This is a genomic window from Cellulomonas sp. NPDC058312 (genome assembly GCF_042880135.1).
GTDB lineage: Bacteria > Actinomycetota > Actinomycetes > Actinomycetales > Cellulomonadaceae > Cellulomonas.
In genome coordinates, this window is sequence record NZ_JBHVZE010000002.1 from 31,660 (window position 1) to 44,226 (window position 12,567).

The 12,567-nt window shown below is 75.4% G+C and carries 15 protein-coding genes; 6 read left to right on the top strand and 9 right to left on the bottom strand.

Going from position 1 to position 12,567, the window contains the following annotated elements:
• Positions 1 to 14: 14 nt before the first annotated feature.
• From ACFVXN_RS04520 to ACFVXN_RS04530, 3 genes are read right to left on the bottom strand one after another with little or no spacing between them, the layout of a single operon-like run.
• On the bottom strand, positions 15 to 617 hold the full coding sequence (locus ACFVXN_RS04520) for a CbiQ family ECF transporter T component (protein WP_389227985.1): 603 nt from the start codon (positions 615 to 617) through the stop codon (positions 15 to 17).
• Positions 614 to 1,324 carry an energy-coupling factor ABC transporter ATP-binding protein gene (locus ACFVXN_RS04525; RefSeq protein ID WP_389227988.1) on the bottom strand — a complete coding sequence of 237 codons (711 nt, stop codon included), beginning with the start codon at positions 1,322 to 1,324 and terminating at the stop codon, positions 614 to 616. The genes ACFVXN_RS04520 and ACFVXN_RS04525 overlap by 4 nt, the downstream gene beginning before the upstream one ends.
• The gene (locus ACFVXN_RS04530) at positions 1,321 to 1,944 is read right to left on the bottom strand and encodes a biotin transporter BioY (RefSeq protein ID WP_389227991.1); all 624 of its coding nucleotides are present in this window, start codon (positions 1,942 to 1,944) and stop codon (positions 1,321 to 1,323) included. Before ACFVXN_RS04530 ends, ACFVXN_RS04525 begins: the two co-directional genes overlap by 4 nt.
• A gap of 267 nt (positions 1,945 to 2,211) precedes the next feature.
• Here ACFVXN_RS04530 and ACFVXN_RS04535 point away from each other — a divergent pair, with 267 nt between their 5' ends.
• Entirely contained in the window at positions 2,212 to 3,810 is a 1,599-nt protein-coding gene (locus ACFVXN_RS04535) for an ABC-F family ATP-binding cassette domain-containing protein (RefSeq protein ID WP_389227994.1), read from the top strand.
• A gap of 46 nt (positions 3,811 to 3,856) precedes the next feature.
• Here the strand turns inward: ACFVXN_RS04535 and ACFVXN_RS04540 are convergent, their stop codons facing one another.
• Genes ACFVXN_RS04540 through ACFVXN_RS04550 form a run of 3 tightly spaced genes read right to left on the bottom strand, consistent with a single transcriptional unit; the run spans position 3,857 to position 5,402 of the window.
• Positions 3,857 to 4,750, bottom strand: a complete 894-nt coding sequence (locus ACFVXN_RS04540; RefSeq protein WP_389227997.1) for an SURF1 family protein — start codon at positions 4,748 to 4,750, stop codon at positions 3,857 to 3,859.
• Entirely contained in the window at positions 4,747 to 5,016 is a 270-nt protein-coding gene (locus ACFVXN_RS04545; protein WP_389228000.1) for a hypothetical protein, read from the bottom strand. Before ACFVXN_RS04545 ends, ACFVXN_RS04540 begins: the two co-directional genes overlap by 4 nt.
• Positions 5,013 to 5,402 (bottom strand): DUF3099 domain-containing protein, encoded by a 390-nt coding sequence (locus ACFVXN_RS04550; protein WP_389228003.1) that lies wholly within the window; start codon positions 5,400 to 5,402, stop codon positions 5,013 to 5,015. The genes ACFVXN_RS04545 and ACFVXN_RS04550 overlap by 4 nt, the downstream gene beginning before the upstream one ends.
• Before the next feature lie 140 nt (positions 5,403 to 5,542).
• Here ACFVXN_RS04550 and fabG point away from each other — a divergent pair, with 140 nt between their 5' ends.
• The 3 genes from fabG to ACFVXN_RS04565 are packed head-to-tail and all read left to right on the top strand — an operon-like array spanning position 5,543 to position 7,625.
• Complete coding sequence (gene fabG / locus ACFVXN_RS04555; protein ID WP_389228006.1) at positions 5,543 to 6,277, top strand: 3-oxoacyl-ACP reductase FabG; 735 nt, start codon at positions 5,543 to 5,545, stop codon at positions 6,275 to 6,277.
• Positions 6,278 to 6,316: 39 nt separating this feature from the next.
• A complete protein-coding gene (gene fabI / locus ACFVXN_RS04560) occupies positions 6,317 to 7,084 on the top strand; it encodes an enoyl-ACP reductase FabI (protein ID WP_389228009.1) in 768 nt (255 codons plus the stop codon).
• 19 nt (positions 7,085 to 7,103) lie between these two features.
• Positions 7,104 to 7,625, top strand: coding sequence for a SixA phosphatase family protein (locus ACFVXN_RS04565; protein ID WP_389228012.1), 522 nt, complete (start codon positions 7,104 to 7,106; stop codon positions 7,623 to 7,625).
• A gap of 15 nt (positions 7,626 to 7,640) precedes the next feature.
• Here ACFVXN_RS04565 and serB read toward each other — a convergent pair whose 3' ends face one another.
• Complete coding sequence (gene serB, locus ACFVXN_RS04570) at positions 7,641 to 8,288, bottom strand: phosphoserine phosphatase SerB (protein WP_389228015.1); 648 nt, start codon at positions 8,286 to 8,288, stop codon at positions 7,641 to 7,643.
• Between the two features lie 55 nt (positions 8,289 to 8,343).
• On the bottom strand, positions 8,344 to 9,585 hold the full coding sequence (locus ACFVXN_RS04575; RefSeq protein WP_389228018.1) for a glucose-1-phosphate adenylyltransferase: 1,242 nt from the start codon (positions 9,583 to 9,585) through the stop codon (positions 8,344 to 8,346).
• A 70-nt stretch (positions 9,586 to 9,655) separates the two neighbouring features.
• On the opposite strand from ACFVXN_RS04575, the gene glgA reads away from it, so the two are divergent.
• A complete protein-coding gene (glgA, locus tag ACFVXN_RS04580; protein ID WP_389228021.1) occupies positions 9,656 to 10,879 on the top strand; it encodes a glycogen synthase in 1,224 nt (407 codons plus the stop codon).
• Positions 10,880 to 10,907: 28 nt separating this feature from the next.
• Here glgA and ACFVXN_RS04585 read toward each other — a convergent pair whose 3' ends face one another.
• Entirely contained in the window at positions 10,908 to 11,723 is an 816-nt protein-coding gene (locus ACFVXN_RS04585; RefSeq protein ID WP_389228024.1) for a hypothetical protein, read from the bottom strand.
• Between the two features lie 54 nt (positions 11,724 to 11,777).
• Here ACFVXN_RS04585 and ACFVXN_RS04590 point away from each other — a divergent pair, with 54 nt between their 5' ends.
• A complete protein-coding gene (locus ACFVXN_RS04590; RefSeq protein ID WP_389228027.1) occupies positions 11,778 to 12,563 on the top strand; it encodes an ABC transporter ATP-binding protein in 786 nt (261 codons plus the stop codon).
• Positions 12,564 to 12,567 lie beyond the last annotated feature (4 nt).

The window sequence follows — 12,567 nt, forward strand, 5'->3', positions numbered from 1 at the left end:
GGCGGGGTCGCGGGTCAGTCGACGACGCCGCGGGCCGCCAGCGCCTCGCCCAGGTCACGGGCCCGCCCGACGACGCGCAGCACCGCGGGGGTCAGCCAGACGCGGGGGTCGCGCTCGAGCCCGCGCGCCCGGGCCGCGTCGCGGACCTCGTGCACCGTGCGCGCGATCTCCGGGACGGTGCGCAGGACCAGGGCGACGGCCAGGGCGAGCAGGTCGGGGGAGACTCCGAGGTGCCGCAGCGGGCGGGCGGCGCGGGCGAGGGCGTCGAGCAGCCGGTCCGCCGGGGTGGTGGCGGTGACGACGGCCGCAGCGAGCACCAGCGTGAGCAGGTCCGCGACGACCTCGACCGCGGGACCGGGGCCGCGCGCCCACGCCTGGTAGGCGCCGGCCAGCACTGCCGTCACGAGCACCGGCAGCAGCCCGCGCAGGGTCGCGCGCGGCGGGAGCGCGGCGAGGACCGCGGCGGCGACGACGACGGCGAGCAGCCCCAGCGACCACGGCACGCCCCGGGTCGCCACGACCGCCGCGCCGAGGAGGGCCAGCGCGCCGAGCTTCCCGCCCACCGGGGCCCGGTCCAGGGGCGTCCGCGCCGTCCGGTGCGTCCCGAGCAGGCTCACGCGGACATCAGGGCGCGGTAGGACGCCAGGGCCGGGGTCGGGGGGCCGTCGTGGACGATCCGGCCGTCGTCGACGACGAGCACCCGGTCGGCGCGGGCGGCGGCGTCGAGGTCGTGGGTCACCTGGACGACCTGCTGCGGCAGGTCCGCGAGCAGGGCGTCGACCACGCGGCGCCAGCGCAGGTCCAGCAGGGTGGTCGGCTCGTCGCAGACCAGCACGGCGGGCTCCGTCGCGAGCACCGCGGCGAGCGCGAGGAGCTGCCGCTGCCCGCCGGACAGCGCCCGGACCGGTACGTCGGCGCGGTCCGCGAGCCCGACGCGGTCCAGCCACGCGCGGGCCCGGTCGTCCCGCTCCCGGCCCGGCACGCCGGTGCGGCGCAGGGACAGGGCGACGTCCTCGACCGGGGTCGGCATGACGACCTGCGCGTCGGGGTCGGTGAACAGGAAGCCCACCCGCCGGCGGACCGCGGCGCCGTCCCGGGCGGTGTCGACCCCGTCGACCCGCACGGACCCCGACGACGGCAGCGTCAGGCCGTTCAGCAGCCGCGCGAACGTGGACTTGCCCGAGCCGTTCGCGCCGACCACGGCGACCCGTCGCTCGGTGAGCGTGCAGGTGACCGGTCCGAGCAGGCGCACGACCGCCAACCCGCCGCGGCGGCCGGACCCGGGGGCGTGCGCGGTGACCAGCGCCGCGTCGAGCTCGATCACCGGCCGCGCAGCAGGTCCGGGAACGCGCGCAGGGCGGCGGCGGCGACCACGGCGGCCAGGGCGTTCTTGACGAGGTCGCCCGGCAGGAACACCGCCCCGGCCGCGACGGCCTCGGACGCCGACAGGCCGAGCCGCCAGCCGAGCACGGCGATGCCGAGCGGGTGCACGGTCAGCAGCGTGGCCGTCGCGGCGGCGGCGAACAGGGCGGGCACCCGCCAGCGCGGCGCCGCGCGCCGGGCGAGCAGCCCGAGCCACCCGGCGAGCGCGGCGGCGAGCGGGAACGCGAGGAGGTAGCCCGCGGACGGCCCGGCGAGCACGCCCAGACCGCCGACGGCGCCCGAGAACACCGGCAGCCCCGCGAGGCCCACGGCCACGTAGAGCAGCAGCGCGAGGGCGCCGCGCCGCGGCCCCAGCACGAGGCCGGTGAGCACGACGCCGAACGTCTGCAGCGTGATCGGCACCGCCCCGCCCGTCGGGATCGCCGGCAGCACGGCGCACACGGCGACGAACGCCGCGAACGTCGCCACCAGGGCCACGTCGGTCGCCACGGAGGACCGCTCGACCGGCAGAGGCAGCGCGGCGTCGCCGGGTGCGGCGTCGGGGCGGGGGAGGTCGGACATCGGGGTGCCTCGCGGGGGTCGGCGGACAGTACGCGGTCACGCTAGCCGCCGCCCGCGGCGCGACGCGCTCACCGACCCCACCAACGCCGTGGCCCCGGTGCTGGAGGTTCCCCCCGAGCGGTCCGGGGCGGCCGCTGCGGGAATTCTGGTCGGGGACCGGGCGCTGGGGCTCGTAGACTGGTCGGCGTTTGTGCCGGGGTGGCGACGGGGACGCGCGGCAACCAGTGGGTCCGCGCACGTGCACGGCAGAGGGACGAGGGAACACCAGTGATCACAGCCCAGGGCGTCGAGCTCCGCGTGGGGGCGCGCGTGCTGCTGTCGGCGGCGACCTTCCGCGTGGCACCGGGGGACCGCATCGGCCTGGTCGGGCGCAACGGCGCCGGCAAGACCACGCTGACCAAGACGCTCGCGGGGGAGAGCCAGCCCAGCGGCGGCTCGATCACCCGCAGCGACGACGTCGGCTACCTCCCGCAGGACCCGCGGTCGGGCGACCTGTCGACGCTGGCGATGCACCGGGTGCTGTCCGCCCGCGGGCTCGACGAGGTCGTCGCCGCGATGCGCGAGACCGAGGGGCAGATGGCGTCGGCGGACGACGACACCCGCGAGGCCGCGATGGAGCGGTACTCCCGGCTCGAGGCGCGGTTCACCGCCGGCGGCGGGTACGCGGCCGAGAGCGAGGCGCACCGGATCACCTCGAACCTCGGCCTGGACGACCGCGTGCTCGGTCAGCCGCTCGGCACGCTGTCCGGCGGTCAGCGGCGGCGCGTCGAGCTCGCGCGGATCCTGTTCTCCGGCTCGGGCACGCTGCTGCTCGACGAGCCCACCAACCACCTCGACGCCGACTCGATCGGCTGGCTGCGGGACTACCTCAAGGTCTACCCGGGCGGGTTCGTGGTCATCAGCCACGACGTCGACCTGCTGCGCGCGACCGTGAACAAGGTGTTCCACCTGGACGCGAACCGCGGCGAGCTCGACCAGTACAACCTCGGCTGGGACGCGTACGTCCAGCAGCGGGAGACGGACGAGAAGAGCCGCCGCCGGGAGCGGGCGAACGCCGAGAAGAAGGCGTCCGTGCTGCTGGCGCAGGCCGACAAGATGCGCGCGAAGGCCACCAAGGCGGTCGCGGCGCAGAACATGGCGCGCCGGGCCGAGCGGATGCTCGCGGGCCTCGACGAGGTGCGGGTGTCCGACAAGGTCGCCAAGCTGCGGTTCCCCGAGCCCGCGCCCTGCGGCAAGACCCCGCTCACCGCGGCGGACCTGTCGAAGTCGTACGGCTCCCAGGAGGTGTTCGCGGGCGTGGACCTGGCGATCGACCGCGGGTCGCGCGTGGTGGTCCTCGGGCTGAACGGCGCGGGCAAGACGACGCTGCTGCGGATGCTCGCGGGCCTGCAGGAGTCCGACACCGGCGAGGTGCGCGCCGGGCACGGGCTCAAGCTCGGCTACTACGCGCAGGAGCACGAGACCCTCGACATGGACCGGACGGTCGTCGAGAACCTGCGCTCGTCCGCGCCGGACCTCACCGACACCCAGGTGCGCTCGGTGCTGGGCTCGTTCCTGTTCTCCGGGGACGACGCCGACAAGCTCGCGGGCGTGCTGTCCGGCGGCGAGAAGACGCGCCTGGCGCTCGCGGCGCTGGTCGTGTCGTCGGCGAACGTGCTGCTGCTCGACGAGCCCACCAACAACCTGGACCCCGCCAGCCGCGAGGAGATCCTCGCCGCCCTGCGCGGGTACACCGGCGCCGTGGTGCTGGTCAGCCACGACGAGGGAGCGGTCGAGGCCCTGCAGCCCGAGCGCGTGGTGCTGCTGCCCGACGGCGACGAGGACCTGTGGAACCCGTCGTACCTGGAGCTGGTGACGCTGGCCTGAGCCAGGTCTGAGCCAGGCCCGAGAACCGCCTGACGCGGGGCGGCCCTCAGCCCAGCTGCGCGTCGATCAGGGCGTCCTCGGTGTCCTCGTCCGAGGTGCGTCGGCGGCGGGACGGTGCGGAGGCCGGCTCGGGGCTGCCGGGACCGGCGGGCTCCGCACCGCCCTCCAGCAGCTCGCGCCGTGCCATCCAGCCGAACGCCGCGAGCGACCCCACCGCGAACGTCCACCACTGGAACGCGTACGACAGGTGCGAGCCCGGGTCGGTGCTCGGCATCGGCAGCCCGCCGAGCGCCGTCGCCGCGGCGGGGGACTCCGCCACCGCGGCGCCGTACCCGCCGAACGACGGCGCGTCGACGTCGCCGGCCACGAGGACCTGGTCGACGTGGATCGCCTGCACCTGGCCGGCGGGGGCGGACCGCGCGCTCGCGGGCTCGTCGGGGCGCAGGTGCACGGTCACCTCGACTTCGCCCGACGGGGGCGCGGGCACGGAGACCTCGCTGCTCGCGTCGGCGTCCCACGCGACCCAGCCCCGGTCGACCACCAGCACGGTCCCCGCGTCGAACCCCGCACCCTCGTCGAGCACCAGCGGCACCAGCACGTGGAACCCCGGCTGGCTGTCCACCGGCCGGTTCCGCAGCAGCACCGTGGCGTCCTCGTCGTAGGTGCCGGTGACGGTCGCCTGCCGCCAGACGTCGTCCGGGTCGAGCGTCGCGCCGGTGGCGGGCAGCAGCGCGTCCAACGGCGCGGGGCCCGCCGAGTAGTTCTGCTCGACCAGGCGGATCGCGGCGTCACGGTCGACGTGGCGGTGCCACTGCCACCGGCCGAGGAACACGCAGGTGACCGACACGACGACGGCGAGCAGCACGAGGCCGACCGCCCGCCGCAGCGCGGGGTTGCCCCGCAGGACGAGCCGGCCGGACGTGGGGGGAGCCTCGGTCATCGCGGGCCCAGCAGGTCGGGGAGACCCGGACGCTCGCCGAGGTCGAGGCGCGGCAGGTCGGCGACCGGGACCGTCTCCTGGAAGAACGCCCGCACCCGCAGGTACTCCTCGAGGTGCTCCCGGTGGTCGTCGCACGCCAGCCACACCTTGCGCCGCGTGGGGGTGTGCAGGCGGGGGTTGTTCCACAGCACGCCCCAGGCCGCCTCGGCGCGGCAGCCGCGGGCGCTGCAGTCGAGCTCGCCGACGGCGTCGGGCGTGGCGGTCATCGGGGTCCTCCGGTCGGGTCGTCGTCGCGGGTCGTCGCGGGCGGGTCGTCGTCGCGGGCGGGCGCGGGCGTGTCCTCCGCGAGCGGCCGGACCCGGGGTGCGGCGCCGAGCACCGGCGGCAGCACGACCTGCGGCCCGACGTCGCGGCGCTCGCGGCCCGCGTTGGCGAACAGCACGGCGGTGTACGGCAGCACGACGGCGCCCACGACGAACACGATGCTCAGCCACATCGGCACCCGGCCCCACAGCAGCACCGCGAGCAGGAAGCACACCACCCGGACGCTCATCTGCTGCAGGTAGCGGCGCGCGCGGCGCGACTGGTCGGCGCCGAGGGGTTCGGGCGCGCTGGTGATGCTCTGCGCCGCGTCGGGGGTCCGCCTGCTCACACCTGATCGTAGGCGCCCCGCGGGGATGCCGCCGGTGTGGGTACGGTCGCGCCGTTGTGCGAACCGGACAACCCGGACCCGTCAACGTGTGCCGCGCCGGTGCACCGCAGCCCCGGACGTGTCGGATAGCGTCGACTTCCGTGTCCGAGAACCCCCAGACCCCACGCCCGGAGCCGCGCAGCGTGCTCGTGACGGGTGCCAACCGCGGCATCGGCCGCGCCATCGCCGAGCGGTTCCTCGCGAACGGCGACAAGGTCGCGACGCTGGCCCGCAGCGGTGGCGCCCCCGACGGTGTCCTCACCGTGACCGGCGACGTCACCGACACCGCGTCCGTCGAGGCCGCGTTCGCCGAGGTCGAGGCCCAGCACGGGCCGGTCGAGGTGCTGGTCGCCAACGCGGGGGTCACCCGTGACGGCCTCCTGATGCGGATGACCGACGAGGACTTCGAGCAGGTGCTCGACGTGAACCTCACCGGCGTCTTCCGGTGCGTGCGGCGCGCGTCCAAGGGCATGATCCGGCTGCGCCGCGGGCGCATCGTCATGATCGGCTCGGTCGTCGGCCTCTACGGCAACGCCGGCCAGGTCAACTACACGGCGACGAAGGCCGGCCTCGTCGGCATGGCCCGCTCGATCACCCGCGAGCTCGGCGGGCGCGGGATCACCGCGAACGTCGTCGCCCCCGGGTTCATCGAGACGTCGATGACCGCCGAGCTGCCGCAGGACCGCCAGGACGCGTACCTCGCGTCGATCCCCGCGGGCCGGTTCGGCGCGGTCGACGAGATCGCCGCCGCCGTGGAGTTCCTGGCCTCGCCCGCCGCCGGGTACATCTCGGGCGCCGTGCTGCCGGTCGACGGCGGCCTCGGCATGGGCCACTAAGACCTCTCCTCCCGCACCGACTCGCAGAACGGAACCACCATGGGTCTCCTCGACGGCAAGAAGCTCCTCGTCACCGGTGTCCTCACCGACGGCTCGATCGCCTTCCACGTGGCGCGCCTCGCGCAGGAGGAGGGTGCCGAGGTCGTGCTGAGCTCGTTCGGCCGCCAGGCCCGCCTCACGCAGGCCATCGCCCGCCGGCTGCCGAAGGAGGCGCCCGTCGTGCAGCTCGACGTCACGGACGCCGAGGACCTCGCCGCCCTGCCCGACCGGGTCCGCGAGCACGTCGACCACCTCGACGGGGTCGTGCACTCCATCGGCTTCGCGCCCCAGTCCGTGATGGGCGGCAACTTCCTCGCCGCCGAGTGGGCCGACGTCGCCACCGCGCTCGAGGTCTCCGCGTTCTCGCTGAAGTCCCTCGCGACCGCCACGCAGCCGCTGCTCACCGGCGGCGGCTCGATCGTCGGCCTCACGTTCGACGCGCGGTTCGCCTGGCCGGTCTACGACTGGATGGGCGTCGCCAAGGCCGCCTTCGAGTCGACCTCCCGCTACCTGGCCCGCGACCTCGGCCCGTCCGGCATCCGCGTCAACGTGGTGTCCGCCGGCCCGATCCGCACCACCGCCGCGAAGTCGATCCCCGGCTTCGAGTCGATGGAGGGCGGCTGGGACGGCCGCGCGCCCCTCGGCTGGGACGTGCACGACCCGGAGCCCACGGCGCGTGCGGTCGCCGCGCTGCTGTCCGACTGGTTCCCGAAGACCACGGGGGAGATGGTGCACGTCGACGGCGGCGTGCACGCGATGGGTCAGTAGTCGTGCGACGCTGGTGCGCGTGAACCACGGCTCCGCGCACCAGCTCGTCCTGCTCCGCCACGCGAAGGCGGAGCCCGCGGGCTCCCTCGACGACCAGCTCCGGCCGCTCGCCCTGCCCGGGCGCAAGCAGGCGTCCGAGGTCGGCGCCGGGCTGCGCGCCGCCGGGATCGTGCCCGACCTGGTGCTGGTGTCCACGGCGGTCCGCACCCGGCAGACGTGGGACCTGGTCCGCACCGCGCTGGACCTGCCCGCCGACGTGGCGCGCCTCAGCGACGAGGTCTACACGGCGGGCGTGCGCTCGCTGCTGGCGCTGGTCGCCGCCGTCGAGGAGTCCGTCGGGACGGTCCTGGTCGTCGGGCACGAGCCCACGGTCTCGCAGACCGCCGCCGCGCTCGCCGGCCCGGGGTCGGACGACGCCGCCGTCGCGCGTGTCCGGGTGGGCGTGCCGACCGCCGCGTACTCGGTGCTCGAGCTCGACACCCCGTGGGCGTCGCTCCAGCCCGACGCCGCCCGCCTGCTCCGCGTGGTCGCCCCGGCCTGACGCCGGGCGCCGCCGCTACGTGGCGAACGGGGGGAGCGTCAGGACCGCGTCCAGGCGGTCGTCGACCGCGGCGTCGGCCTGCGCGCGGACCACCGGCTTGGCGTTGAACGCGATGCCGTAGCCCGCGGCGGCCAGCATGTCGAGGTCGTTGGCGCCGTCGCCGATGGCGACCGTCCGGTCCAGCGGCACCCCGAGCGCGGCGGCGTGCTCCCGCAGGGTGCGGGCCTTCACCGCCCGGTCCACGACCTCGCCCGCGACCCGGCCGGTCAGCGCCCCGTGCTCCACCTCGAGCCGGTTCGCCAGGAACCGCGTGATCCCGAGCCGCCGGGCCAGGGGCGCGACGACCTCCTCGAACCCGCCGGACACCAGGGCGACCGGCCAGCCGCGTCGGTCCAGCTCGGCCAGCAGCTCGACGGCGCCGGGGGTGACGACGACCTCGTCCAGCACCTCGGCGAACACCGACACCGGCAGCCCCGCCAGCGTCGCGACCCGCGCGCGCAGCGAGGCGGTGAAGTCGAGCTCGCCGCGCATGGCCCGGTCGGTGATCTCCGCGACCTCGGCCCGCGACCCGGCGTGATCGGCCAGCAGCTCGACGACCTCCTGGGTGATCAGCGTCGAGTCGACGTCCATGACGACGAGGCGGGGCGGCGTGGGCTGGCTCACGCGCCCGAGGCTACCGAGCCCGGCGGGAGTCCGCCGGGCCCGTCCACCCGGTGGCTCAGAGCTCGACGACCGCGCCCTTCGGCACGACCGTGATGCCCGACTCCGTGACCGTGAACCCGCGGGCCAGGTCCTGCTCGCGGTCGATGCCGACCCGCGCGCGCTCCTGCACGACGACGTTCTTGTCGAGGATCGCCCGGTGCACCTGCGCGTACCGGTTGACGATCACGCCGTCCATCAGCACCGAGTCGGTGACCTGCGCCCACGAGTGCAGGTACGTCCCGGGGGACAGCACCGACCCCGACACGGTCGCGCCCGAGACGATCACGCCGGGGGAGACGATCGAGTCGGCGGCGTGCCCGAGGCGCCCGGCGCCCGCGTGCACGAACTTCGCCGGCGGCAGCCCGGTGTAGCCGGTGTAGACCGGCCACGCGTCGTTGTAGAGGTTGAACACCGGCTCGATGGAGATGAGGTCCTGGTTCGCGTCGTAGTACGAGTCCAGGGTCCCGACGTCACGCCAGTACTGCCGGTCGCGGTCCGTCGACCCGGGGACGTCGTTGTTGATGAAGTCGTAGACCGCCGCCGTGCCGCGCTCGACGAACGCGGGCACCAGGTCGCCGCCCATGTCGTGCCGGGAGGTCGGGTTCTCGGCGTCCTCGGTGACCGCGCGGATCAGCGCGTCGGTGTTGACGACGTAGTTGCCCATCGACGCCAGGATCTCGCCGGGGGAGTCGGCCAGGCCGACCGGGTCCTCGGGCTTCTCGCGGAACGCGGTGATCTTCGTCGGGTCGGTCGGGTCGGTCTCGATGACGCCGAACTGGTCGGCCATCGAGATCGGCTGCCGGATGCCCGCGACGGTCATCTCGGCGCCGGTCGCGATGTGCTGGTCGACCATCTGCGAGAAGTCCATCCGGTACACGTGGTCGGCACCGACGACGACCACGATGTCCGGACGCTCGTCGTCCAGGATGTTGAGGCACTGGTAGATCGCGTCGGCGCTGCCGAGGTACCAGTGCTTGCCGACCCGCTGCTGCGCCGGCACCGGGGAGACGTAGTTGCCCAGCAGGGTCGACATGCGCCACGTCTTCGAGACGTGCCGGTCGAGGCTGTGGGACTTGTACTGCGTCAGCACGATGATGTGCAGGTACCGGGAGTTCACCAGGTTCGACAGGGCGAAGTCGACGAGTCGGTAGATGCCCCCGAACGGGACGGCCGGCTTGGCGCGGGCGGCGGTCAGCGGCATGAGCCGCTTGCCCTCTCCACCTGCGAGGACGATTGCCAGGATGCGCGGCGCTGCCATGCCCTGACCCTAGAGGCACGGGGGGCTCCACGGCGAGGCGAACGGACCGATCCGCGCTAGCGTGTCGCGCGTGAGAGTCGACCTGCTGACCCGGGAGTACCCGCCGCACGTCTACGGAGGCGCGGGGGTGCACGTCGCGGAGCTCGCCGCGGTGCTGCGGCGCAGCACCGACGTGCGGGTGCACTGCTTCGACGGCGAGCGCGACGAGCCGGGCGTGACGGGGTACGACGTGCCCGGCGGGCTGGGCGACGCGAACCCCGCGCTGCGCACCTTCGGCGTCGACCTCGCGGTCGTGGACGGCATCGGCCGGGCCGACGACGGCACCACCACCGACCTCGTGCACTCGCACACCTGGTACGCGAACCTCGCGGGCCACCTCGCGTCGCTGCTGCACGGCGTCCCGCACGTGGTGTCCGCGCACAGCCTGGAGCCGCTGCGTCCGTGGAAGGCCGAGCAGCTCGGCGGCGGGTACGCGCTGTCGTCCTGGGCGGAGCGGACGGCCTTCGAGTCGGCCGCCGCCGTGATCGCGGTCAGCGGGGGCATGCGCGCCGACATCCTGCGCTGCTACCCGGCCATCGACCCCGACCGGGTGCACGTCGTGCACAACGGCATCGACCTCGCCGGGTGGCGGCGGCCGGAGACCGACGACGAGTGGGCCGCCGCCCGCGGCGTCGCTCTCGCCAACGGCATCGACCCCGACCGGCCCGCCGTCGTGTTCGTCGGCCGGATCACCCGGCAGAAGGGCCTGCCGTACCTGCTGCGGGCCGCCGAGTCCCTGCCGCCCGAGGTGCAGCTGGTGCTGTGCGCCGGCGCGCCCGACACCCCCGAGATCCTGACCGAGGTCACCGCCCTGGTCGAGCAGCTGCGCGCGCAGCGCGACGGGGTGGTGTGGATCGACCGGATGCTGCCCCGCGACGAGCTGGTCGCGGTGCTCGCGACCGGCACGGTGTTCGCGTGCCCGTCCGTCTACGAGCCGCTCGGCATCGTCAACCTCGAGGCGATGGCCGTCGGCCTGCCGGTCGTCGGCACCGCCACCGGGGGGATCCCCGAGGTCGTCGACGCGGGCACCACCGGCTGGCTGGTGCCGATCGACCAGGTCCAGGACGGCACCGGCACGCCGGTCGACCCGGACCGGTTCGTCGCCGACCTGGGCGCGGCGCTCACCGAGGCCGTGCGCGACGCCGACCGCGCCCGGGCCTGGGGAGTCGCCGCACGCACCCGCGTCGAGGACCACTTCTCCTGGGACGCGATCGCCGAGCGCACGCTCGAGGTGTACCGCTCCGTCCTGCGCTGAGCGCGGCCGGACGCGGCGACCCGCGCCGTCAGACCCGGCGGGGGTCGGGGTCGTCCGGGCCGGGGTGGGTCGCGGCCGCCAGCGCACGCCGCGCCGCGCGGTCCACGTCCCGTAGCGCCGTCGTCCGCTGGTCCGCCTGCCACAGGTTCACCGCCGCGCCGTCGTCCGCGGTCGCGAGGTCGACGATCGCGCGCAGCCGCAGCGCCGACCCGATCACCCGCACGCGCCGCGGGTCCAGGCCGGGCGGCAGCACACCGCGCGCGTCCGGCGTGGACCGCAGCGCCGCGATCCGCTCGGCGGCGTCCGGGCGCCAGCGCGCCACGTCCAGGGTGGTCAGGGCCTCGGTCGCGCGGGCGAGCGCGGTGGTGAGCTCGCGCTCCGCCTCGGCGAGCGTCCCCACCTGCCCGACCAGCGGCGTGCGCCAGTCCGGGACGGCGTGCACGTGCCAGGTCACCTGGTGCCCGGGCTCGTAGACGCTGCCGAACCGCGTCACCACCGGCACCGCAGCGAAGTCGCCGTCGGCGGTGGTCACGAGGACGGCCTCGCCCGCCTCCTGCGCGGGACCGGCGACGACCGCCGGCGCACCGGCCGGGTCGCCGGGAGCGGGGAGCACCGCCGCGACCGTCCGCGGGCCGCTCGCCCACGCGGCGACGAGGTCCGCCAGGGTCGCGGTGCCGTCGGCCAGTCCCGCGAGGCGCGAGGCCGGCACCACCACCCGGTGCGGCTCGTCCTCGCCCTGCACGGCGTCGAGGGTGCGCTGCACCGGCCCGGAGCCGGCACCGGGCTCGGCGAGCCACAGGGCGAGCAGCACGGAGCGCGGGAGATCGAGGGGAGTGCGGTCCACGCCACCAACGTACGTCCCCGTCCCCGGTGCTCCGGACGGCTAGGGTCGGTGACCATGACCGACGTGCTCGACCTGCAGGACGTGACCATCCGCCGCGGCACCACGACGATCCTCGACGGGCTGTCCTGGACGGTCCGCGAGGGCGAGCGCTGGGTGGTGCTGGGCCGCAACGGCGCCGGCAAGACGACCGTGCTCCAGGTGGCCGCCGGGCGGATGCACCCGACCTCCGGCACCGCGGACCTGCTCGGCTCCCGGCTCGGTCGGGTCGACGTGTTCGAGCTGCGGCCCCGGATCGGCCTGGCCAGCGCGGCGCTCGCGGACCGGATCCCCGCCGCCGAGGTCGTCCGCGACGTCGTGCTGACCGCGGCGTACGGCGTCACCGGCCGCTGGCGCGAGGCGTACGAGGCGGTCGACGAGGACCGCGCGGCGGACCTGATGGCCGCCTTCGGGGTGTCGCGGTTCGCGGACCGCCGGTTCGGCACGCTCAGCGAGGGCGAGCGCAAGCGGGTGCAGATCGCCCGGGCGCTGATGAGCGACCCCGAGCTGCTGCTGCTCGACGAGCCCGCCGCCGGGCTGGACCTCGGCGGGCGCGAGGAGCTGGTGGCCGCGCTGGCCGAGCTCGCGTCCGACAAGCGGTCGCCGGCCCTGGTGCTGGTCACGCACCACGTCGAGGAGATCCCGCCGGGCTTCACGCACCTGCTGCTGCTCGCCGACGGCCGGGTGCACGCCGCGGGGCCCGTCGACGAGGTGCTGACCGCCGAGAACCTGTCCGGTGCGTTCGGCACGCTGCTGACCGTCGAGCGCGTCGGTGACCGCTGGACGGCGCGCGGCGCCCGCTGACCCG

Excerpts from the sequence above, each read along its gene's own strand:
- ACFVXN_RS04590 (WP_389228027.1), top strand. The coding sequence starts at position 11,778 with ATGACCGACGTGCTCGACCTGCAGGACGTGACCATCCGCCGCGGCACC.
- fabI (WP_389228009.1), top strand. The coding sequence starts at position 6,317 with ATGGGTCTCCTCGACGGCAAGAAGCTCCTCGTCACCGGTGTCCTCACC.
- ACFVXN_RS04575 (WP_389228018.1), bottom strand. The coding sequence starts at position 9,585 with ATGGCAGCGCCGCGCATCCTGGCAATCGTCCTCGCAGGTGGAGAGGGC.
- ACFVXN_RS04530 (WP_389227991.1), bottom strand. The coding sequence starts at position 1,944 with ATGTCCGACCTCCCCCGCCCCGACGCCGCACCCGGCGACGCCGCGCTG.
- ACFVXN_RS04545 (WP_389228000.1), bottom strand. The coding sequence starts at position 5,016 with ATGACCGCCACGCCCGACGCCGTCGGCGAGCTCGACTGCAGCGCCCGC.
- ACFVXN_RS04540 (WP_389227997.1), bottom strand. The coding sequence starts at position 4,750 with ATGACCGAGGCTCCCCCCACGTCCGGCCGGCTCGTCCTGCGGGGCAAC.